Source organism: Variovorax sp. PBS-H4 (genome assembly GCF_901827205.1).
Classification (GTDB): domain Bacteria; phylum Pseudomonadota; class Gammaproteobacteria; order Burkholderiales; family Burkholderiaceae_C; genus Variovorax.
In genome coordinates this window covers 4,857,000-4,878,046 of sequence record NZ_LR594675.1, presented here as the reverse complement: position 1 = coordinate 4,878,046, position 21,047 = coordinate 4,857,000, and the positions used below count along the sequence as shown (strand labels likewise).

Below are 21,047 nucleotides of genomic sequence, written 5' to 3'. Positions count from 1 at the left end.
GATCAGGCGCTGAATTGCTGCACCGTGCGGATGCCGAGCCAGGTAAGAAGGAGCGAACCGCCGACGTGCAGCGCCGCGGTGCCCAGCGCGAGCCCAACGCGCTCGTTCATCAGCATCGCGACGACTTCGGCAGAGAAGCTGGAGAAGGTGGTGAGGCCGCCGAGGAAGCCAGTGATGAGCAGCAGGCGCCAGGCGGGATCGAGCTGCGGCAGTGCCTGGAACAGCGCGACCGCGATGCCGATCAGGTAGCCGCCGATCAGGTTGGATGCGAGCGTGCCCCAGGGCAGCGAGCCTGCGCCGAGCCCGACGTTGAGCCCCCAACGGCAAAGCGCACCGACTGAGGCGCCTGCGCAGATGGCGATGACGTGCAGCAGCATGCGGGTCGCTATCGATGCATTCAGGGCGCCATCTGCCGCGGCAGCCAGGTGACCAGGTCGGGAGCGAAATAAACGATCAGCACCGCGACCACCATCAGCACGAACATCGGCAGGGTCACGCGTGCGATGTAGAGCAGGTCCTTGCCCGTCATCCCCTGCAACACGAAGAGGTTGAAGCCCACCGGCGGAGTGATCTGCGCCAGCTCGACCACCAGCACGATGAAGATTCCGAACCAGAGCGGATCGATGCCTGCAGCAAGCACCGTCGGCATGACAACGCCCATGGTCAGCACGACCATCGAGATGCCGTCGAGAAAGCAGCCGAGCACGATGTAGAACACTGCCAGCATCATCACGAGCTGAAACTTCGACAGCCCGAGCGAGCCGATCCATTCGGCGAGATGGCGCGGCAGGCCGATGTACCCCATGGCGAGCGTGAGGAAGGCAGCGCCGGCGAGGATCAGCGCCATCATGCAGTACAGGCGCGTAGCGCCCAGCAGCGAGTCCCTGAAAGTCTGCCAATTGAGCGAGCCCTGCACCGCCGATATCACCAAGGCCCCGACGACGCCGACGGCGGCCGCCTCCGTGGCAGTGGCAATGCCTGCATAAATCGAGCCCAGCACCGCGAGGATCAGCAGCGCGACCGGGATCAGACTCAGCGACGCGCGCAGCTTCTGTGCAAAGGACATCGGCGGATCAGGTGGCGGCACGCGCTGCGGATTCATCAGCGCCCACACGGCGATGTAGCCCGAGAACAGCACCGCCAGCAGGATCCCGGGCACCACGCCAGCGATGAAGAGCTTGGCGATCGACACGTCTGCGCTCACGCCGTAGACGATCATGATGATGGAGGGCGGGATGAGCAGGCCCAGCGTCCCGGCGCCTGCCAGGGTGCCGATCACCATGTCGTCCGGGTAGCCGCGCCGCTTGAGTTCCGGCAGTGTCATCTTGCCGATGGTTGCACAGGTGGCGGCGCTCGAACCGGAGACTGCGGCGAACACGGCGCAGCCCGCCACGTTGGTGTGCAGCAGCCGGCCCGGCAGGCGTTGCATCCACGGAGCCAGGCCCTTGAACATGTCCTGCGACAAACGGGTGCGAAAGAGCACCTCGCCCATCCAGAGGAAGAGCGGCAGTGCGGTGAGCGTCCAGCCCGAGGCCGAACCCCAGATGGTCACGGCCATGGCGTCGCCTGCGGGACGGGCAGAGAAGAGCTGCATGCCGATCCATGCGACGCCCGAGAGCGTCAGCCCGATCCACACGCCGCTTCCGAGAATGAGGAAGAGCGTGGCGATCAGCAGCCCGGCGACGGCGATGTCATTCATGGCGAAGCGCCTCGGCAGTGGCAGGTTTGATCGGCCGGCCGCGCCATTCGATCAGGAACTCGTCGACTGCAGCAATCGCGAACACCAGCGCGCCGACGGCCATGCTCAGCTGCGGAAGCCACAGCGGTGTTGCGTCATTGCCCGTGGAGATGTCGTTGTAGGTGTGCGATTGCCACGCGAGACGTACGCTGTAGAAGGCGAAAAGCGCGGCCAGCAACGCTGCCACGCCCGTTGCCCAGCGCTCCAGCCAGCGGCGCGGTCCATCGCGCAGCCTGCCGAGCACGAGCGTGACCCGGATGTGCTCGCCGCGCCTGAGCGTGTGGGCCAGCGCCAGGAAACCGGCACCTGCCATCAGGTAGCCGGCGTAGGCGTCGAGTCCCGGGATGTTGAAGTGCAATTGCCGCCCGACGATGGACAGCAGCACCGCGACCAGGAGCCCGATCATGAAAAGCGCCGCCAGGGCGGCGGCGCTGTCGTAGAGGAAATCGAGCGTCTTGCGCATCCGGATCACGCGCGACTACATCTTCCTGTAGGCGTCGACCACGGCTTGGCCTTCGGGGCCGGCCTTCTCCAGCCATTCCTTGGTCATGGTGTCGCCCACCTTTTTCATGTCGGTCTTGAGTTGCGCCGAGGGCGGATGGATCGTCATGCCGTTCTTCTTGAGCAGCTCCAGGTACTCGACGTTCTTCTTCTTCGACACTTCCCAGCCGCGCTTCTCGGCCTCGGCGCCGGCCTTCAACAGTCCGTCCTGGGTGGCCTTGTCGAGCGCGTCGAAGGCCTTCTTGTTCACCAGGACCGCATTCTTGGGCAACCAGGCCTGGGTGTCGTAGAAGTTCTTGATGTACTCGTAGGTCTTGGTGTCGTAACCGGTCGAGCCGGAGGACATATAGGACTCGATCACGCCGGTGGCCATGGCTTGCGACAGCTCGGCCTGTTGCACCGTGACCGGCTGCGCGCCGACCAGCTCGCCGATGCGTGCGGTGGCCGGGCTGTACGCGCGCCACTTCACGCCCTTGAGGTCGGCGGCCGACGCGATCTCCTTCTTGACGTAGATGCCCTGCGGCGGCCAGGCCACGGCATAGAGCAGCATGATCCCCTGCTCGCCCAGCTTTTTCTCCAGCGCCGGCTTCTGGGCTTGGTAAAGCTTCCACGCGGCGTCATAGCTGTCGGCGAGGAAAGGGATGCCGTCGGTGCCGAAGATCTGCCATTCATTTTGATAGTTGACCAGCAGGATCTCGCCCATTTGTGCTTGCCCGCCCTGCACCGCACGCTTGATCTCGGGCGCCTTGAACAGCGCCGCGTTCGCATGAACGGTGATCTTGAGCTTGCCGCCGGTCGCCTTGTCGACGTCGCTCACGAACTGCGTGATGTTTTCGGTGTGGAAGTTGGTCGCAGGGTAGGCGGTGGGCAGGTCCCACTTGGTTTGTGCGAAGGTCGCCGCGCCAAGAGCGAGGCCGGCGAGGGCGATGCCGAACTTGTGAATCATGGGCTCTCCAGAACGTGCAGATAGGGAAATGGCGTCGGGAGCATACGTGCAAATATCAGGCCACCGCTTGGGGGCTTTCCCCTGACGGCGCCTTGTGACCCGTATTTGAATGCCTCGCAAAAAAGCCGCCCAGGGGCGGCGGCTTTACCAAGGTCGATGCGGTCTGGCCGCATGAAAGAGCGATCAGGGCTTCGGTTCAGCCTTTTCCCTCTTGGACTCGGCCTTCGCGACCTTGGCTGCCGGCGCCGTGCCGCCGAAGCCTTTGCCGTTCACCGTCAGGCCCTCTGCCGATAGCTTGGAGGCAGCCTTTTCCTTGACGCCCTTGACCCGGCTCATGAGGTCGGGCCAGTCCTTAAAGTCACCACCCTTCTTTCGCTCGTCGATGATGCGCTTTGAGAGCGAAGGACCGACGCCCCGGATGGCATCGAGCTCGGCATCGCTGGCTTTGTTGGCATCGACGGCCGCCCACGAGGCAGCGGCAAACAGCATGGCCATGATGGCCAGAATCTTCTTCAGCATTCTTGAAATTTCCCTGTCAATTGTGAAAGAGACGCACCTTCGCGTCTCGCCGCATGCGGAATGCATGCGGCGTGGATTTGAACGAGAAGATCGCGAACGGTGTTGACGTTGCGACAATTTGAGGGATTTTCAGAGCTCTTCCACGCGCCGCGGTGGGTAGCTGTCCCAGGCCTGGCAGCCGGGGCAATGCCAAAAATGCTGGTGCGCCTCGAAGCCGCAGGCGGCGCAGCGATAGCGCATCAGCGGCCGCGTAGCTTGGTCGAGCGCCCGCTGCACGGGCGGGTGGTACTGCTCGTTTGCGAAGCGCTCACCTGCCAGCCAGCGCGCGGCCGCAACCAGTGAGGGTTGGTGGTTCAGGTGGACGATGTAGCCGTCGCGCGGCTCCGGGAGGAGCGGGAACTCTGCCGCCGTTTGGTCCGGCAGCACCGGGGTGCCGCCCAGCCCCATGATGGCTTCGAGGACGTCGATGGAAGGCGACTCTGCATAGCGGCGCTGCAGGATGAGCAGTGCCTCGCCACCACGCTGCGACGCGACTGCCGCCTGCTGAAGCATCGTGGCGTAGAGCGGCAGCGCCAGCGGCGCGGTCTCGCACAGGGCGGCAAGCGTGTTGTAGGCCCCGGCCGAATCGCCGTTGCGCAGCTGCAGTGCGGCGGTGTCGATGGCCGGCCGCGGCGCTTGCGGCGCCAGCGCCACTGCCTGCTCCAGCAGCTGGGCCGCCGCCTGGGTATCCCCGGCAGCCACCTGCTCGGCGGCCTGTTCGCACAGGTGGTGCGCACGGCGCACGCGGTAGCTGGCCTGCTCGGCCTCGTCGAGCTTGTGCGCGACGGCAGCGGCCTGTGTCCACTCGCGCGAGCGCTCGTAGATGGCAAGCAGCGCCAGCCGGGCCTCGTTTTCATAGCGAGTGCCTTCGAGTTTCTGGAGGGCGGCCTCGGCGCGGTCGAGCAGGCCGGCGCGCAGGAAGTCCTGCGCCAGCGCGTGCTGCGCCCGGTCGCGGTCGGCGCGGGTCAGGTCGCCCCGGCCGAGCAAGTGCTCGTGCACGCGCACGGCACGCTGGTATTCGCCGCGGCGGCGAAACAGGTTTCCGAGCGCGAAATGCAGTTCCTGCGTGTCGGGGTCGTTCTGCACGGCCTCGATGAAGGCGTCGATGGCTTGGTCCTGCTGCTCGTTCAGGAGGAAGTTGAGACCCCGAAAGTAGGCCTTGGGCGCCTGGAGGTTCTCGATGCGCAGCTGACGAAGGTCGAAACGGGAAGCAAGCCAACCCAGGATGAAGGCGAGCGGCAGGCCAAGCAGCAGCCAGCTGAAATCAAAGTCCATGTTGGCGTACGGCGGGCAGATCGGCGGTGGAAGTCGGGAGGGCAGACGCGGCGCCTGTGGCGGCGGCAGGTGCGGCGGGGCCAGGCAGCTGGGCGGCCGCGCTGCGGTGCTTCCACCACCCCGGCAGCATGCCGAGTGCGCCGACCACCAGCCCGCCGGCAAAGGCGGCGAGCACTACCAGCACCAGCGGAGCCCGCCATGAAGTGCCGAAGAAGAAGTAGACGGTGGCGTCGTGCTGATTGTTCAGCGCGAAAGCGAAGAGGGTAAAAAAAATGGCTGCCTTGAGCAGCCATAGGAGATATTTCATGCGCGTCCCCGTTGGCGGGGGAATTCTATGCCTCAGCCTTCGCGCCGACGCTGCTCGGCATCCAGCTCCGCGGTGCGCAAATCGACCGCCTCGCGCAGGGCCTTGCCCGGCTTGAAGTGCGGCACCCGCTTCTCAGGGATCTGCACGCTTTCACCCGAACGCGGATTGCGCCCGATGCGTGGCGGACGCCGGTTCACCGTGAAGCTGCCGAAGCCGCGGATCTCGATGCGGTGCCCGCGCACCAGCGCGTCGCTCATCGCGTCAAGAATGGTCTTGACGGCGTATTCGGCGTCGCGGTGCGTGAGTTGCGCGAAGCGGGCGGCTAATTCCTCAACAAGGTCTGAACGAGTCATAAACCACAGAAGGACACGGGGAGCCGGAGCTCACCGTGTTTTCGTCTGTTTTACTTTTCGTTGTTGCTGTCGAGCTTGGCGCGCAGCAGGGCGCCCAGGCTGGTCGTGCCGGCGTTCTCGCGTGCCGACTGCTGGCTCAGGTTGGCCATCGCGCCTTGCTCGTCGGCCAGGTCCTTCTGCTTGATCGACAGCTGGATGTTGCGGGTCTTGCGATCCACATTGACGACCACGGCCGTGACCTCGTCGCCTTCCTTGAGCACGTTGCGGGCATCTTCCACGCGGTCGCGGGAGATCTCGCTGGCGCGCAGGTAGCCGATGATGTCGTCCCCCAGGTCGATCTCGGCGCCGCGCGGGTCGACGGTCTTGACCTTGCCAGTGACGATCTGACCCTTGTCATTCACCGTGGTGAAGGTGGTGAAGGGGTCGCTGTCGAGCTGCTTGATGCCGAGGCTGATGCGCTCGCGATCGACGTCCACGGCCAGCACGATGGCTTCGACTTCCTGGCCCTTCTTGTAGTTGCGCACGGCGGTTTCGCCGGGCTCGTTCCACGAGAGGTCGGACAGGTGCACCAGGCCGTCGATGCCTGCAGCCAGCCCAACGAACACGCCGAAGTCGGTGATCGACTTGATCGGACCCTTGACGCGGTCGCCGCGCTTGGTGTTCTGCGCGAATTCCTGCCAGGGATTGGCCTTGCACTGCTTCATGCCCAGGCTGATGCGGCGCTTGTCTTCGTCGATCTCGAGGACCATGACTTCGACTTCGTCGCCCAGCGAGACGATCTTGTTGGGGGCAATGTTCTTGTTGGTCCAGTCCATTTCGGAGACGTGCACCAAGCCCTCGATGCCGGGTTCGAGCTCGACGAAGGCGCCGTAGTCGGCAATGTTGGTGACCTTGCCGAACAGGCGCGTGCCCTGCGGGTAGCGGCGCGAGACGCCCATCCAGGGGTCGTCGCCCATTTGCTTGAGGCCCAGGGAGACGCGGTTCTTCTCGGTGTCGAACTTGAGGATCTTTGCGGTGATTTCCTGGCCGGCCTGCACCACCTCGCTCGGGTGGCGAACGCGGCGCCAAGCCATGTCGGTGATGTGCAGCAGGCCGTCAATGCCGCCGAGGTCGACGAACGCACCGTACTCGGTAATGTTCTTGACCACGCCGCGCACGACTGCGCCTTCCTTCAGGGTCTCCATCAGCTTGGCGCGCTCTTCGCCCATGCTGGCCTCGACCACGGCGCGGCGCGAGAGCACCACGTTGTTGCGCTTGCGGTCGAGCTTGATGACCTTGAATTCGAGGGTCTTGTTTTCGTAGGGCGTCAGGTCCTTGATCGGACGGGTGTCGATCAGCGAGCCAGGCAGGAAGGCACGGATGCCGTTGACCAGGACGGTCAGGCCGCCCTTGACCTTGCCGCTCGTCGTGCCGGTGACGAAGTCGCCGGATTCGAGCGCCTTCTCGAGCGCAAGCCACGAGGCCAGGCGCTTGGCGGTATCGCGCGAGAGGATGGTGTCGCCATAGCCGTTCTCGACGCTGCCGATGGCGACGGAGACGAAATCGCCGGCCTGGACTTCGAGTTCGCCCTTGTCGTTCTTGAACTCCTCGATCGGGACGTAGGCCTCGGACTTGAGGCCGGCGTTGACCACGACGTGGTTGTGCTCGACGCGCACGACTTCGGCCGTGATGACCTCGCCGCTGCGCATTTCGGAACGCTTCAGGGACTCTTCGAACAGGTCGGCAAAAGATTCAGACATGTGTCATTTCCTTCCGTCACGCAGGGTTTGCAGTCGCACCATTGCGGCTGGCTGGGTCTGGAGACGGCGGTTGTGGGCTTGGGGCCCGGGTTGAGTTGAACAACCAGCAAGCCGGTGCGCTGTCGCGCGGCGGGGACCTGCTGGACCGAAAACACCTCTCAAGAAGACTCGAAAGGCTGTACTTCCTGCCAATAGGCAAGCACTTGCTCGACCGATTGCTCGACCGAAAGAGTGGAATTGTCCAGGAGGCGGGCATCAGGCGCGGGCTTCAAAGGGGCGACGCTGCGGGAGGAGTCCCGAAGGTCACGCGCTTCGAGGTCGGCGCGAAGACCGGCGAGTGTAGTCGAAATACCCTTAGAAATCAATTGCTTATGCCGCCGTTCCGCACGCTGCGCAGCACTCGCGGTCAAGTAGACCTTGAGCGCGGCATCGGGAAACACGACTGTGCCCATGTCGCGGCCATCGGCCACCAGGCCAGGCAGGCGACGGAAGCTCTTCTGCAGCGCAAGCAATGCGTGCCGCACGGCCGGCAGGGCGGAGACGCGGGACGCGTCCATGCCAGCGGCCTCGGTGCGGATGGCATCGGTGACGTCCTCGTCGGCCAACAGCACCTTGCCGTCGGCGAAGCGCAAGGGCAGGCTGAGTGCGAGTTCCGCAATGCGTGCTTCGTGTGTCGCGTCGGCCTCGAGTCCACTGCGGCGCATCGCGAGGCCCGTCACCCGGTAAAGCGTACCCGAATCGAGGTAGTGGTAGCCCAACTGGTACGCCACGGCGACCGCCAGCGTCCCTTTGCCTGAGGCGGTGGGGCCGTCGATGCAGATCACCGGCACGTCGGATGCTTCGGCCACCGAGAACAGCGTCTCGAAGTAGTCCGGAAAGGTCTTCGCGACGCAATGCGGCTCGAGGATGCGCACCGGCAGGCGGCGCGGATTGAAGGCTGCCAGCGAGAAGCACATCGCCACCCGATGATCGTCGTAGGTGCGGATGCTCGCGGCACGCCAGTCGGCCTCGCGCAGCGGATGCACGCGCAGGAAATCAGGGCCGTCCTCGACGACGGCGCCCAGTTTGCGGAGCTCCCGGGCCATGGCGTCGATGCGATCAGTTTCCTTGACCCGCCAGCTTGCAATGTTGCGCAGCAGGCAGGGGCCGTCCGCGTAGAGCGCCATGACAGCCAGCGTCATGGCGGCATCGGGAATGTGATTGGCGTCGAGCTCGATGGCCCTGAGCGGCCATGCACCGCGCGAGATCGTCAGCCAATTGGGGCCGCTGTCGACCCGGGCGCCCATTTGCCGTGCAGCCTCGGTGAAGCGGATGTCGCCCTGGATCGAATCAGCGCCCACGCCTTCTATGCGGATGCCTTCGCCTTCGGCAATTGCGCCGAGCGCGATGAAGTAGCTGGCCGAGGAGGCATCGGCTTCGACGTGGATGTGCCCGGGCGAGCGGTACCGGCTGCCGGCCGGAATGACGAAGCGTTCCCACCCTTCGCGCCGGACTCCGATGCCGAACCGGGACAGCAGGTTGAGGGTGATCTCGACATAAGGCTTGGAGATCAGCTCGCCGACGACCTCGATCGTGATGTCGCGCCCCGACGCAGGGCGGCTCCCGGGCTGAGGAGTTGCCTCGGTAGGCAGCGAACCAAGCGAAGCGGGGAGCTTGACTGGCGTCCCTGTCGCCAAGGGCAGCGCCAGCAGCAAGGCAGTCAGGAACTGGCTCGACACATCGCCGCGTACGCGAATCGGCGCGGCGAGCTGAAGTGCATCGAGTGGCACCGGATGGACGGCCAGCGGGGGATAGCCGGGATTGCCGAGGTAGTCGATGCGGCAGCCGAGCTGCACCAGGGCATCGACGAGGTCCCCGATCGGCCGCTCGTGCATGCGCGGCACGCCAGAGAGCTCGAACTCGCCACCGAGCAGCGACAGCGCCGCTGTCAAAGGTCGCATCGCGGTGCCGGCGTTCCCGAGGAAGAGCTTGGAACCTGAGGCGCGCAGCCGGCCGTCGAGGCCCTCGATACGTAGCGCGGCGCCAACGCGATCGATGCGGCAGCCAAGCCCAGCGAGGGCGGCGAGCATCACCCGCGTGTCGTCGGAGTCCAGCACGTCGTGCACGGTGGTCGTGCCGCTGGCGAGCGCCGCCAGCAGCAGCACCCGGTTGGAAATACTTTTGGAGCCCGGCAGGCGTACGGTTCCGCCAGCGCCGACGAGCGGTGGGAGGTCGAGGAAGGGCGTGGTGAACATGGTCAGCCAGGCGACACGCCGGCGCCCGGCTGCCACTGCGCACGGGCGGCACTCGCTGCAGCGATGGCCTCCTCGAGTGCCTGCGAATCGCCCGCGCTCATCAGGGCCTCGAGCTGCGACAGCGCCGCGCGAAAGGCGGCGGACTGCTGCAGTACCTGTTCGCGATTGGCCAGCAGGACGTCGCGCCACAGCGCCGGGTCGCCCGCTGCAATACGCGTGAAGTCGCGAAAACCCGGGCCGGCCAACTCCAGGAAGCGCTGTCCTTCGGGCTGCGCCATGATGGCGTTGGTAAAAGCAAATGCCAGCAGGTGGGGTAGGTGGCTGACGGCCGCGAAGGCCTTGTCGTGCGCCTCTGGTGTCATGGTCACGACCTTGGCACCGACTCCGGACCAAGCCTGCGTCGCGCGCTGCACGTTTGAACGCAGCGTGGCCTTGACCGGCGTGAGGACCACTTGGCGGCCGGTGTAGAGGCCCGCATCGGCATGCTCGACGCCGGCGACCTCCTTGCCGGCGATCGGATGCGCAGGAACGAAGGTGGCGAACTGATCGTGCAGACCGCGTCGCGCGGCTTCGATCACGTCGCACTTGGTAGAGCCCACGTCCATCACGAGTATCTGCTCGGTGATGCCGTGGCGAATCGCCTTGAAGGTGGCTTCTGAGGCGCCAACCGGCACCGCGATCAGTACCAGATCGGCGCCGGAGACCGCGAGCAATGCGGAGGGCGCTGCGACATCGATCACCCCCAACTGCCGAGCACGCTCGGTGGTCGATGGCGACTTGCTGTAGCCGACCACGCGCTTCACCAATTTGGCGCGCTTGAGCGCCAGGGCAAAGGACCCCCCCATCAGGCCGCAGCCAATCAAGCCGAGCTGGTCGAACATGGCCGCGACCTCAGGCGGTGACGGGGTAGGCCCCGATGACCTTGTAGAACGCGCAGAGCTTGCGCAGTTCGGCGAGGGCGGCGGCCACGTTGGGCTGCGAAGGATGGCCGTCGAGATCGATGTAGAAGTAGTACTCCCACTGGCCGGTGCGCGCGGGACGCGATTCGAAGCGAGTCATCGAAACATCATTGACCTTGAGCGGTACCAGCAAGTCGTGCACGGCGCCGGGCCGGTTAGGCACGGAAACCACCAGGCTGGTGCAGTCCTTGCTCGAGGCCGGGGGCATGGCCAGCGTCTGCGGCAGGCAGATGACGGCGAAGCGGGTGCGGTTGTAAGAGTCGTCCTGGATCGCATGCGACACGATGTGCAGCCCGAAGCGCGTGGCTGCCCGCTCGCTGGCAAGGCCGGCCCAGGCCGGGTTGCCTGCGGCGAGCCGGGCGCCTTCGGCATTGCTGGAGACCGCACGTCGCTCGGCATGCGGCAGGTGCTTGGACAGCCAGGTCTGGCACTGTGCGAGCGCCTGCGGATGCGCGAGGACCGCCTCGATGCCCTCCAGCGAGTTGACAGTGCGCAGCAGGTGGTGACGCACCAGCAGGCTGACCTCGCCAACCACGTGGGTGGGGGAATGCAGGAACAGGTCGAGCGAGCGTGTGACCACGCCTTCGGTGGTGTTCTCGACGCCGACCACGCCGTATTGCGCGCTGCCCGCCGCCGTCGCGTGGAAAACCTCGTCGAAGCTGGCGCAGTAGATCAGGTCCGCGGCGCCGCCGAAATACTCGATGGCCGCTTGCTCGCAGAAGGTGCCCTCGGGCCCGAGCACGGCCACGCGCTGTGGGGATTCGAGCGCCAGGCAGGCCGACATGATTTCCCGCCAGATGGCGGCCACGTGCAGCGCCTTGAGCGGGCCCTGGTTGCTCTGCTGCATCTTCTCGATGACCTGCGCAACGCGGTCAGGCCGGAAGTACGGTGTGCCTTCGCGTTTCTTGACTTCACCCACCTGCTCCGCCACGTGGGCACGGCGGTTCAGGAGGTCGAGCAGTTGCCGGTCGAGCGAGTCGATCTGTACCCGAAGGTCGGCTAGGCTGGCGGAAGGGTCGGAAGCGGGAGGTTGGGGCGTGGAAGCGGTCATCGGTCAGGTCGCACGCATCTCTACGCGTGCGACTGCTCGAATTCTCGCATGTAGCCCACGAGCGCCTGAACGCCTTCGAGCGGCATCGCGTTGTAGATGCTGGCGCGCATTCCGCCGACCGACTTGTGGCCCTTGAGCTGCAACAGGCCGGCTTGGCGGGCGCCAGCCAGGAAAGCCTCGTTGCGGCTCTCGTCCTTGAGGAAGAAGGGCACGTTCATGCGCGAGCGGCAGTCGTGCGCAACCCGGTTCTCGTAGAACGGCGACGCGTCGATGAAGTCGTAGAGCAGCCGCGCCTTGGCAATGTTGCGTTGTTCCATGGCCGCTACCCCGGTCAATGCGCCTTCTGTCTGCTGCAGCAGCCACTGGAAAGTCAGTCCGGCAATGTAGATGGCCCACGTCGGTGGGGTGTTGTACATGGACTTGTTGTCCGCGACGATCCGGTAGTTGAAGGCGCTCGGGCAGATCTCGAGCGCCTGGCCCAGCAGATCGTCGCGCACGATCACCAGCGTCAGACCCGCCGGGCCGAGGTTCTTCTGAGCGCCGCCGAAAGCCAGGCCGACGCGGTCCCAGGCGACAGGGCGCGAAGCCACGTGCGAAGAGAAGTCGATGACCAGCGGGGAGTTGCTGCCCAGCGCCGCCAGATCAGGCAGCGCCTGGAATTCGACGCCGTGGATCGTCTCGTTGGAGCAGATGTGCACGTACGAGGCGTCCCGCGACAGCTGCCAGGTCGCGGGCGCGGGCATCTGCGTGTGTTGGCTGTCGGCGTTGGAGGCCGCGATGCGGGACTCGCCATAGCGCTGGGCCTCCTTCTGAGATTTGGCGCTCCAGCTGCCGGTGATCACGAAGTCGACACTTCCCCCGCGGGACAGGTTCATTGGCACGATGGCGTTCTCGCCCAGGCCGCCGCCCTGCATGAAGAGAATGTGGAAGTGCCCGGGCACCGCCAGCAGCGTGCGCAGATCGGCTTCGGCCTGGGTGCAGATCGCACCGAACTCCTTGCCGCGATGGCTCATCTCCATCACGCTCATGCCGCTGCCCTGCCAGTCCAGCATCTCGCCGGCGGCGCGTTGCAGTACCGACTCCGGCATTGCAGCAGGGCCGGCTGAGAAGTTGTACGGGCGCGAGCCCGCGCCTGCCGTCACTTCTTGGCGGGCGCCTTGGGCGCGGACTTGGCTGGCGGTGCGCCTTCCGTCGGGGCCCCCAGGGCCTTGGCGACATTGGCGTCGAGCGTACGCATCTTCGGCTCGATGCTGGAGCGGGTTTCAGCCACCAGCTTTTCCGTCAGTGCGGTCTGCATCTTGGGATTGAGCTCCTGGTACTTCTTGCTCAGGGGCGAGTTGATCCAGGCCAGCAGCTGACGCAGTTCTTCTTCGCTGAAGTTGTCGCGCAGGATCGGGCCCAGCGCGTCCGGTGCGAGCGCCACGGCCTTGTCGCGCACGATGGGGTAGGCCTCGTCAAAGTACTTCTTGAGTTCGGCGTCGGCAGCCTTGGCCGCGGCTTCGCGCTTCTCGGCGGGGACCTGCGTCTGCAGGTATTGCGAGCCTGCCTGCGCAATAGGGGCACTGGATTGCTCGACCAGTCCGCGGGCAAGCGCCTCGATGCCGGGGCGCTGCAGATCGAGGAACTGCTTGACCATTGCCGGCTTGTCCTGGGCCATGGCCACCGAGCTGCCGGCGAGCGCGACCGCGAGGAGCGCGAACTTGATTTTTTTCACTGAGGATTCTCCGTTGAAGATGTTGAAGTAGCGTCGTCGGCGCCGTTGTCGTTTTCCACATTCGCGTCGTTCTCGACGATGCGCTGCAGGCCGCTGAGCTTGGCACCTTCGTCGAGCCCGATCAGCGTAACGCCCTGCGTTGCGCGGCCGAGTTCGCGGATTTCGGAGACTCGGGTGCGCACGAGCACGCCCTTGTCGGTGATGAGCATGATTTCGTCGTCTGCATGCACCAGGGTGGCAGCCACGACCTTTCCGTTGCGCTCACTTTGTTGAATTGCAATCATGCCTTTGGTTCCGCGGCCATGACGCGTGTACTCGGTAATGCTTGTGCGTTTTCCGTAACCGTTTTCGGTCGCAGTGAGCACGCTCTGTTCCTCGTCCTCGGCCACGAGCATGGCGATCACTCCCTGGCCGTCCTCGAGCGTCATGCCGCGAACGCCACGCGCGTTGCGACCCATGGGGCGCACGTCGTTCTCGTCGAAGCGCACGGCCTTGCCGCCATCAGAGAACAGCATCACGTCGTGCGCGCCATCGGTCAGCGCTGCACCGATGAGGTAGTCGCCGGGGTCCAGGTCGACCGCGATGATGCCGGCCTTGCGCGGATTGCTGAATTCATCAAGCGCAGTCTTCTTCACCGTGCCCATCGAGGTCGCCATGAAGACATACTGGTTGGCCGGGAACGTGCGCTTCTCGCCGGTGAGCGGTAGGACGACATTGATTTTCTCGCCCTCTTGCAGCGGAAACATGTTGACGATCGGCCGCCCGCGCGAGCCGCGGGAACCCGCCGGAGCCTCCCACACCTTTAGCCAGTAGAGCCGGCCGCGATTGGAAAAGCAAAGGATGTAGTCGTGCGTATTGGCGATGAAAAGCTGGTCGATCCAGTCGTCTTCCTTGGTGGCTGTGGCCTGCTTGCCGCGCCCTCCGCGCTTCTGCGCCCGGTACTCCCCCAGTGGCTGGCTCTTGATATAGCCGGCGTGCGAAAGGGTGACGACCATGTCGGTCGGTGTGATCAGGTCCTCGGTGGACAGATCGAAGGCGCTGTGCTCGACCTGGCTGCGACGCGCGCCAGGCTTGCTCTGGCCGAACTCCTGCTTGAGGGTGGCGAGTTCGTCGCCGATGATGGTCGAGACCCGCTCGGGCTTGGCCAGGATGTCCAGCAGATCATCGATCTCGGCCATCACTTCCTTGTACTCGGCCACGATCTTGTCCTGCTCCAGGCCGGTCAGGCGCTGCAGACGCATCTGCAGGATTTCCTGGGCCTGCGTGTCCGAAAGACGGTAGAGGCCGTCCGAGCTCATGCCGTACTCACGCTCCAGCCCCTCCGGACGATAGTCGTCGGCATTGACGGTGCCGCCGTCGGCGCGCGCCCGCGTGAGCATTTCTCGCACCAGCTTGCTGTCCCAGCGGCGCGTCATCAGCTCTGCCTTGGCGACCGGCGGTGTAGGCGCGTTACGGATGATGGCGATGAACTCGTCGATATTGGCCAGTGCGACCGCCAGGCCTTCGAGCACGTGGCCGCGCTCGCGTGCCTTGCGCAGGTTGAAGACCGTGCGGCGCGTCACGACTTCGCGCCGGTGCTGCAGGAAGACCTCGACCAGGTCCTTCAGGTTGCACAGCTTCGGCTGGCCATCGACCAGCGCGACCATGTTGATGCCGAAGGTGTCCTGCAGCTGAGTCTGCTTGTAGAGGTTGTTCAGCACGACCTCGGGCACCTCGCCGCGCTTGAGTTCGATCACCAGCCGCATGCCCGACTTGTCGGACTCGTCCTGGATATGGCTGATGCCCTCGATCTTCTTCTCGTGGACCAACTCGGCCATGCGCTCCTGCAGCGTCTTCTTGTTGACCTGATAGGGCAACTCGTCGACGATGATCGCCTGCCGCTGCCCGCGGTCGATGTCCTCGAAGTGGCACCTTGCGCGCATCACCACCTTGCCGCGGCCTGTACGGTAGCCGTCCTTGATGCCGTTGACGCCGTAAATGATTCCTGCGGTGGGAAAGTCCGGTGCCGGGATGATCTCCATCAGGTCGTCGATGCTGGCGTCCGGGTGGCGCAAAAGGTGCAGGCACCCGTCGACGACTTCGTTCAGGTTATGAGGAGGAATGTTGGTCGCCATGCCGACCGCAATGCCACCTGAACCGTTGACCAGCAAATTCGGCAGTTTGCTTGGCAATACCAGCGGTTCTTTCTCGCTGCCGTCGTAATTGGGACCGAAATCGACGGTTTCCTTGTCGATGTCGGCCAGCATTTCATGTGCAATCTTCGCGAGCCGGATTTCGGTGTAGCGCATCGCCGCCGCGTTGTCACCGTCGACAGATCCGAAATTGCCTTGCCCGTCGACCAGCATGTGACGCATCGAGAAGTCCTGCGCCAGCCGCACGATGGTGTCGTAGACCGACTGATCGCCATGCGGGTGGTACTTGCCGATGACGTCACCGACGATACGCGCCGACTTCTTATAAGGCCGGTTCCAGTCGTTGTTGAGCTCGTGCATTGCGTACAAGACTCGCCGGTGCACTGGCTTGAGGCCGTCGCGAGCGTCGGGGAGGGCGCGCCCGACGATCACGCTCATGGCGTAATCGAGATAGCTGCGGCGCATTTCCTCTTCGAGGCTAATGGGTAAAGTTTCTTTGGCGAACGAGGTCATGGGCAGCGGGCTGACGGCAGGGAACCGCAAATTTTACGCCGTGCAGGGTGTCGCACCGCCGCAACAGAAGCCCGGGATTCCGCCTCCGTCCTACGGTTCAGGGGCGCCTGCCGGGCGGTTTGCCAAAGATCCCATGGCACAATCGCCTCAACGTTTTGGGTGGTGGTCACTTAAAGCGTCCTTGATTCGCAGCGCGGCTGCGGCTTTTTCCCCAAGAGGAGAACCATGAAGAAACTGAATAAAGTGGCGATGATGTTTGCAGTCGCTGCGCTCGCCACTGCCGCCGGCGCGCAGACCCGTGTCACCGCCGCTAACGGTGGGCCCGTGATCGACAACTGGCAGAACGGCACTGGCGAATTGGTCTGGAAGAACGGCACGAACGAACTGTGCTGGCGTGATGCGAATTGGACGCCTGCTACCGCCGCTGCCGGCTGCGATGGTGCCCTGGTTCCGCCGCCGCCCCCCGCTGCCGTCACCCCGGCTGCCCCGGCTCCGGCTGCTCCGGCCGCTCCGGCTGTTGCCGCCTCGAAGGTCACTTTCGCTGCAGACGCATTCTTCGACTTCGACAAGTCCGTGCTCAAGCCCGAAGGCCGTGCCAAGCTGGACGACCTGGTCTCGAAGATCCGCGACGTGAACCTCGAAGTGATCATCGCTGTCGGCCACACCGACTCGATCGGCACTGACGCCTACAACCAACGCCTCTCGGTGCGCCGCGCTGAAGCCGTCAAGGCCTATCTGGTCTCGAAGGGCATCGAACGCAACCGCGTCTACACCGAAGGCAAGGGCGAGAAGCAGCCTGTCGCCGACAACCGCACCAAGGAAGGCCGCGCCAAGAACCGCCGCGTCGAAATCGAAGTGGTCGGTACCCGCGCCAACCGTTGATTCGCAAGAATCTTCAAAACAAACCCCGCCTCGGCGGGGTTTTTTAATGGGCAAATGCATTGCGGATTCGCCGAGCGTCCGTTAAGGCAATTCCTGTCGTTTCATAATCCGCATATGACCGAACCCGTGAATGCCGATCCAGCGGAACTCGCCAAATTCTCTGAACTGGCTCACCGCTGGTGGGATCTGGAAAGCGAATTCCGGCCGCTCCATGAAATTAATCCGCTCCGCCTCGAGTGGATCGAAAGTATTACGCCGCTGGCCGGGCGCCGGGTGCTTGACGTGGGCTGCGGCGGCGGAATCCTCGCTGATGCCGTCGCCCGGCGCGGTGCCGACGTGCTTGGCATTGATCTGGCCGACAAGGCCCTCAAGGTGGCCCAACTGCACGCGCTCGAGGCGGCGACGCGCGGCGTGAAGTATCGCCACATCAGCGCCGAGGCGCTGGCTGCTGAGCAGCCCGAGACCTTTGATGTGGTCACTTGCATGGAGATGCTGGAGCACGTGCCGCAGCCGGCCTCGGTGGTGAAGGCCTGTGCCCAGCTGGCCAAGCCCGGAGGCTGGGTCTTCTTCTCGACTATCCACCGCAACGTCAAGTCTTTTCTGTTGGCAATCGTAGGGGCGGAATACGTCCTGGGCATGCTGCCTCGGGGCACGCATGAATACCGGAAACTGCTCCGGCCGAGCGAGCTGGCTGCTCACTGCCGCGCGGCAGGGCTCGAGCTCCAACAGACGCGCGGGCTGCAGCACAATCCCGTCACGCGCCGCTACTGGCTTAGCGATGACACAAGCGTCAACTACATGTTTGCAACGCGCAAACCTGCGGCGCCCCAGTCATGATTTCTGCCGCCGGGACCATGGCCGTTTTGTTCGACCTCGACGGTACGCTGATAGACAGCGCACCTGACCTCGGCGCCGCGGCCGATCAGATGCGTGCCGACCGCGGGCTGGCCTCGCTGCCGATGGAGCGCTATCGCCCCATGGCCGGTGCTGGCGCTCGCGGAATGCTGGGCGTGGCCTTTGATATCACGCCCAACGCGCCGGACTTCGCACCGCTGCGAGAGGAATTTTTCGTCAACTATGAAGCTCGAATGATGCGCACGCGAGTTTTCGAAGGCGTGGCCGAACTGGTTGAGGCGCTGTGCGCGCGGGGGTTGCAGTGGGGCGTCGTCACCAACAAGTCGGTGCGGTTTACCGCGCCGCTTACGCGTGGGATGCCGCTGTTCGCCACGGCAGGTGCCATCGTCAGCGGCGACACCACCCCCTACGCCAAGCCGCATCCCGAGCCGCTGTTCGAGGCGGCACGTCAACTCGGTGTGGCGCCGGATCGCTGCATCTACGTGGGTGACGACGAGCGCGACATGGCCGCTGGGCGGGCCGCGGGGATGCGCACCGTGGCCGCTGCGTACGGCTACATGGGCGCAGACGCCGATCTCACGCTCTCGAAAGCCGACGCGGCCATCCAATCGCCCATGCAGCTCTTGCAACTACTGGAAGCGGCCTAAAATACGTGTCTTGGGGCTGCACTGGTTTCGACGTGGGTTCGGAATCGCAGCGGGGCATGTCGAGCTGAATGCGCTCGTAAAACAGATTCAAACAAACTAACTGCAAACGACGAACGTTTCGCACTCGCCGCTTAATTGCCGGTGAGCTTTGCAACAGCACGCCGATGGGCTGGGCAAGGGGGCACGGAGCAATCCGCGCCTCCCGGCTGCAAAGATAATCTACGTCGGCTGGCTTCGACCCGGGTACCTTGGGTCGAGGCGAGATCCAAGGGTACTGGCGGCCGGTGTAGCGTGCGACTGCGCGACACCGGTGGCGAGACTCAAAACAGATCGCTAAACATGTAGATCTGCGCGAAGAAGGCTTGCGGACGGGGGTTCAAATCCCCCCAGCTCCACCAAATAACGTCCAAAGGCGTTCGCTGAAGTTCAGCGGACGCCTTTTTCGTTGGAGAACAACCTTCTCGGCATCCGATCATGGCCTATATTGATTGAGGCGCAGCTGGCCCGCGCAGTGAAGAACGCGAACGGAAGAGCCTGCAACCGTACGCAGTACGGGCGATGCGGGGACCTACACAGTCACCGTGTTCAACCAGGCGGGGAGCATTACCTCTGTCCCGGTGACGCTCGACGTCATACCTTGACCGCCCGGGCCGAGCGCACGCTGGGAGCGGCGGGGCGAGCGGCCAAGAACTTTCGGATGCGCTGCGCGCTCGCGGGCAACAATTCGGCTGGAGCCAGGCAGTGCTCGGCAACTGAGCTGGACCTGCGGTTTCAGGACACCAGGCCAGACCATCGCAAGTTCGGCAGGCGGGAGCGCTCACCTGCCGTCGTTGACCAGAGCGGAACGCGCATAGGGGTGGCCAATCTCGAATGGATGCCTTTTCGTGGCGACGCTTTACAGGCGCCGAGAGTGGGTCGAGGCTGAACGAACAACGTTCCGGATGCAATCGACAAGTTAGGTACTCCGCCCCAGGGGCCGCAACCCCGGACAACAAACCTGAGCCACCGATGTCTGCTTCCGGTGAGGCCCGAGGTCCGCTTATGGCCCCACCGGCTCGTATTGAGCAAACTCTGGATCACCAGGTCGTGGTGCCGCCCTACAACGAGAAGCGGTGCTGTTCGCGCATGGAGCGTTCTCGCTTTCGGCGGCGACTGTCAGCCGAACCTCGATCCCCTATCAATCGAGCCGCCGTCAAGGCGGCGTTGGCGCGGCTTACCTTGACCAGTATGTCTTTGCACTGGCGGTCCAGATAAACGGGTTCTGGTCGATGCGTTCCATAACTTCGCGCGCACTGCACTAACGCTGCGGCATGTCCTGAGGGCCGTAGCCAAGACTGACGGTGGCGTCCGCAGGGATGGCTGGCATGGTTGCGTCCCATGATTCCCAGGCTTCCCGCATGTCACGCAGACGTGCCGGTTGTCGGGCAGCCTGGTTTGCTCGTTCACGTTCGTCACCGTCCAAATCAAACAGGTAATCATGGCCCTCTACGCGGAGATATTTCCACTTGCCTTCGCGCATGGCACGCTGGCCCCGATGGTTCATACGCCAGAACAACGGGCGATCCACGACGTGATTGGGATCGCGCAGGGTGGGGCTCAGGGATCTGCCGTCCAGGGGATAGTCCGGATCGCTCGAGGCTCCGGCGACATCCAAACACGTGGCGGACCAGTCCATGGTCATGCAATGCTGCGAACTTGAGGTCCCGGCCGGAACGGCTGCTGGCCAGTGCGCGATCCACGGAACGCGGATCCCTCCTTCCGTTAGGTCCATCTTTCCGCCCACCAGCGGCCATGTATCTGAGAAGCGTTCTCCCCCGTTGTCGCTGGTGAAGATGACCAGCGTTTCGTCGGCAATGCCGTGGTGACGCAACGCGTCCATCACCCATCCGATGCCTTCGTCCATGTGGTGAATCATGCAACGGTAGGTGTGGATGTTGCCGCCATCGAGGTGAAAGAGGTTGCCGCGAATGTCTGGCGCCGCGGCCGCATCGTCACGCGTTTCCCACGGCCAATGCGGGGCGGTGTAATGGAGACTCATGAAGAACGGCGCTTCGCCTTCGGTGCGGTTGCGCGTCGCCATTCGGCCGATGTAGTCGACGGCGCCGCGGGACAGCAAGTCGGTCAGGTACCCCTCGGCGTGGTGCGCTTCTTCCCCGATCCAGAGGTCGTGCTGCCCGTTGGAACTGCAGTGGGTGAAGTAGTCGACACCGCCAGATAGGGGGCCGAAGAACTCGTCGTAGCCAGAGCGAAGAGGACCAAAGCTTGGCGGATAGCCCAAGTGCCATTTCCCCAGCAGTGCAGTACGGTAGCCTGCATTGCGCAACAACGATGGGAGGCTCGGGTGATCAGCCGGAAGGCCCAGAGTCGTACTGCCACGCGCCTTTGCGTTAATTGGCTCCTCTGCGGCTCCACGCAGCCTGTACTGGTAGCGGCCTGTCATCAGAGCAAAGCGGGTCGGAGAGCAGACGGGCGAGTTCGAGTACCCCTGGGTAAAGCGCATGCCGCGTTCTGCCAGCCCATCTAGGACCGGGGATACCGGGCCGAAGTCTGCGTCGCGACCACCATAGCAGCCGAGGTCCGCGAAGCCGAGGTCATCAGCGACGATGAAGATGATGTTGGGTCGTTTTTGCATAGCAGCAAAGG

Annotated in this window: 19 protein-coding genes and 1 other RNA gene; 4 read left to right on the top strand and 16 right to left on the bottom strand. The window is 64.3% G+C overall.

The window, feature by feature from the left end:
• Positions 1-2: 2 nt before the first annotated feature.
• The 15 genes from crcB to gyrA all read right to left on the bottom strand — a co-directional run bounded on the left by crcB (position 3) and on the right by gyrA (position 16,020).
• The gene (gene crcB / locus E5CHR_RS23245; protein WP_174255736.1) at positions 3-377 is read right to left on the bottom strand and encodes a fluoride efflux transporter CrcB; all 375 of its coding nucleotides are present in this window, start codon (positions 375-377) and stop codon (positions 3-5) included.
• Positions 378-397: 20 nt separating this feature from the next.
• Positions 398-1,699, bottom strand: a complete 1,302-nt coding sequence (locus tag E5CHR_RS23240) for a TRAP transporter large permease (RefSeq protein ID WP_162582026.1) — start codon at positions 1,697-1,699, stop codon at positions 398-400.
• Entirely contained in the window at positions 1,692-2,201 is a 510-nt protein-coding gene (locus E5CHR_RS23235; RefSeq protein WP_162583860.1) for a TRAP transporter small permease, read from the bottom strand. The genes E5CHR_RS23240 and E5CHR_RS23235 overlap by 8 nt, the downstream gene beginning before the upstream one ends.
• A 15-nt stretch (positions 2,202-2,216) precedes the next feature.
• Complete coding sequence (locus tag E5CHR_RS23230) at positions 2,217-3,185, bottom strand: TRAP transporter substrate-binding protein (RefSeq protein ID WP_162582025.1); 969 nt, start codon at positions 3,183-3,185, stop codon at positions 2,217-2,219.
• A 183-nt stretch (positions 3,186-3,368) separates the two neighbouring features.
• Positions 3,369-3,704, bottom strand: a complete 336-nt coding sequence (locus E5CHR_RS23225) for a ComEA family DNA-binding protein (RefSeq protein ID WP_162582024.1) — start codon at positions 3,702-3,704, stop codon at positions 3,369-3,371.
• Between the two features lie 129 nt (positions 3,705-3,833).
• The gene (gene lapB, locus E5CHR_RS23220; RefSeq protein ID WP_162582023.1) at positions 3,834-5,018 is read right to left on the bottom strand and encodes a lipopolysaccharide assembly protein LapB; all 1,185 of its coding nucleotides are present in this window, start codon (positions 5,016-5,018) and stop codon (positions 3,834-3,836) included.
• The gene (locus tag E5CHR_RS23215; RefSeq protein WP_162582022.1) at positions 5,008-5,325 is read right to left on the bottom strand and encodes a LapA family protein; all 318 of its coding nucleotides are present in this window, start codon (positions 5,323-5,325) and stop codon (positions 5,008-5,010) included. The genes lapB and E5CHR_RS23215 overlap by 11 nt, the downstream gene beginning before the upstream one ends.
• A gap of 32 nt (positions 5,326-5,357) precedes the next feature.
• Complete coding sequence (locus tag E5CHR_RS23210) at positions 5,358-5,678, bottom strand: integration host factor subunit beta (protein WP_162582021.1); 321 nt, start codon at positions 5,676-5,678, stop codon at positions 5,358-5,360.
• A gap of 50 nt (positions 5,679-5,728) precedes the next feature.
• The gene (gene rpsA, locus E5CHR_RS23205) at positions 5,729-7,417 is read right to left on the bottom strand and encodes a 30S ribosomal protein S1 (protein ID WP_068685144.1); all 1,689 of its coding nucleotides are present in this window, start codon (positions 7,415-7,417) and stop codon (positions 5,729-5,731) included.
• Between the two features lie 158 nt (positions 7,418-7,575).
• Entirely contained in the window at positions 7,576-9,651 is a 2,076-nt protein-coding gene (locus tag E5CHR_RS23200; protein WP_162582020.1) for a bifunctional 3-phosphoshikimate 1-carboxyvinyltransferase/cytidylate kinase, read from the bottom strand.
• Positions 9,652-9,653: 2 nt separating this feature from the next.
• Complete coding sequence (locus E5CHR_RS23195) at positions 9,654-10,532, bottom strand: prephenate dehydrogenase (RefSeq protein ID WP_162582019.1); 879 nt, start codon at positions 10,530-10,532, stop codon at positions 9,654-9,656.
• A gap of 10 nt (positions 10,533-10,542) precedes the next feature.
• On the bottom strand, positions 10,543-11,661 hold the full coding sequence (pheA, locus tag E5CHR_RS23190; protein ID WP_162582018.1) for a prephenate dehydratase: 1,119 nt from the start codon (positions 11,659-11,661) through the stop codon (positions 10,543-10,545).
• A gap of 20 nt (positions 11,662-11,681) precedes the next feature.
• Entirely contained in the window at positions 11,682-12,749 is a 1,068-nt protein-coding gene (serC, locus tag E5CHR_RS23185; RefSeq protein ID WP_162582017.1) for a 3-phosphoserine/phosphohydroxythreonine transaminase, read from the bottom strand.
• A gap of 50 nt (positions 12,750-12,799) precedes the next feature.
• On the bottom strand, positions 12,800-13,375 hold the full coding sequence (locus tag E5CHR_RS23180) for a DUF2059 domain-containing protein (RefSeq protein WP_162582016.1): 576 nt from the start codon (positions 13,373-13,375) through the stop codon (positions 12,800-12,802).
• A complete protein-coding gene (gene gyrA, locus E5CHR_RS23175) occupies positions 13,372-16,020 on the bottom strand; it encodes a DNA gyrase subunit A (protein ID WP_162582015.1) in 2,649 nt (882 codons plus the stop codon). The genes E5CHR_RS23180 and gyrA overlap by 4 nt, the downstream gene beginning before the upstream one ends.
• A gap of 225 nt (positions 16,021-16,245) precedes the next feature.
• On the opposite strand from gyrA, the gene ompA reads away from it, so the two are divergent.
• The 4 genes from ompA (at position 16,246) to ssrA (ending at position 18,802) form a co-directional block, all read left to right on the top strand.
• Complete coding sequence (gene ompA / locus E5CHR_RS23170) at positions 16,246-16,902, top strand: outer membrane protein OmpA (protein ID WP_162582014.1); 657 nt, start codon at positions 16,246-16,248, stop codon at positions 16,900-16,902.
• 114 nt (positions 16,903-17,016) lie between these two features.
• Positions 17,017-17,739, top strand: coding sequence for a bifunctional 2-polyprenyl-6-hydroxyphenol methylase/3-demethylubiquinol 3-O-methyltransferase UbiG (gene ubiG, locus E5CHR_RS23165; RefSeq protein WP_162582013.1), 723 nt, complete (start codon positions 17,017-17,019; stop codon positions 17,737-17,739).
• On the top strand, positions 17,736-18,404 hold the full coding sequence (locus E5CHR_RS23160) for an HAD family hydrolase (RefSeq protein ID WP_232062172.1): 669 nt from the start codon (positions 17,736-17,738) through the stop codon (positions 18,402-18,404). The genes ubiG and E5CHR_RS23160 overlap by 4 nt, the downstream gene beginning before the upstream one ends.
• 12 nt (positions 18,405-18,416) lie before the next feature.
• Positions 18,417-18,802, top strand: a transfer-messenger RNA (tmRNA) gene (gene ssrA / locus E5CHR_RS23155).
• An 899-nt stretch (positions 18,803-19,701) separates the two neighbouring features.
• Here ssrA and E5CHR_RS23150 read toward each other — a convergent pair.
• Entirely contained in the window at positions 19,702-21,036 is a 1,335-nt protein-coding gene (locus E5CHR_RS23150) for a sulfatase family protein (protein ID WP_162582012.1), read from the bottom strand.
• Positions 21,037-21,047: the final 11 nt, after the last annotated feature.

Coding starts and splice junctions, on each gene's coding strand:
- E5CHR_RS23160 (WP_232062172.1), top strand. CDS start 17,736: ATGATTTCTGCCGCCGGGACCATGGCCGTTTTGTTCGACCTCGACGGT.
- E5CHR_RS23210 (WP_162582021.1), bottom strand. CDS start 5,678: ATGACTCGTTCAGACCTTGTTGAGGAATTAGCCGCCCGCTTCGCGCAA.
- E5CHR_RS23150 (WP_162582012.1), bottom strand. CDS start 21,036: ATGCAAAAACGACCCAACATCATCTTCATCGTCGCTGATGACCTCGGC.
- pheA (WP_162582018.1), bottom strand. CDS start 11,661: ATGACCGCTTCCACGCCCCAACCTCCCGCTTCCGACCCTTCCGCCAGC.
- E5CHR_RS23230 (WP_162582025.1), bottom strand. CDS start 3,185: ATGATTCACAAGTTCGGCATCGCCCTCGCCGGCCTCGCTCTTGGCGCG.
- ompA (WP_162582014.1), top strand. CDS start 16,246: ATGAAGAAACTGAATAAAGTGGCGATGATGTTTGCAGTCGCTGCGCTC.
- rpsA (WP_068685144.1), bottom strand. CDS start 7,417: ATGTCTGAATCTTTTGCCGACCTGTTCGAAGAGTCCCTGAAGCGTTCC.
- E5CHR_RS23240 (WP_162582026.1), bottom strand. CDS start 1,699: ATGAATGACATCGCCGTCGCCGGGCTGCTGATCGCCACGCTCTTCCTC.
- serC (WP_162582017.1), bottom strand. CDS start 12,749: ATGCCGGAGTCGGTACTGCAACGCGCCGCCGGCGAGATGCTGGACTGG.
- crcB (WP_174255736.1), bottom strand. CDS start 377: ATGCTGCTGCACGTCATCGCCATCTGCGCAGGCGCCTCAGTCGGTGCG.
- E5CHR_RS23195 (WP_162582019.1), bottom strand. CDS start 10,532: ATGTTCGACCAGCTCGGCTTGATTGGCTGCGGCCTGATGGGGGGGTCC.
- gyrA (WP_162582015.1), bottom strand. CDS start 16,020: ATGACCTCGTTCGCCAAAGAAACTTTACCCATTAGCCTCGAAGAGGAA.
- E5CHR_RS23235 (WP_162583860.1), bottom strand. CDS start 2,201: ATGCGCAAGACGCTCGATTTCCTCTACGACAGCGCCGCCGCCCTGGCG.
- E5CHR_RS23225 (WP_162582024.1), bottom strand. CDS start 3,704: ATGCTGAAGAAGATTCTGGCCATCATGGCCATGCTGTTTGCCGCTGCC.
- lapB (WP_162582023.1), bottom strand. CDS start 5,018: ATGGACTTTGATTTCAGCTGGCTGCTGCTTGGCCTGCCGCTCGCCTTC.
- E5CHR_RS23215 (WP_162582022.1), bottom strand. CDS start 5,325: ATGAAATATCTCCTATGGCTGCTCAAGGCAGCCATTTTTTTTACCCTC.
- ubiG (WP_162582013.1), top strand. CDS start 17,017: ATGACCGAACCCGTGAATGCCGATCCAGCGGAACTCGCCAAATTCTCT.
- E5CHR_RS23200 (WP_162582020.1), bottom strand. CDS start 9,651: ATGTTCACCACGCCCTTCCTCGACCTCCCACCGCTCGTCGGCGCTGGC.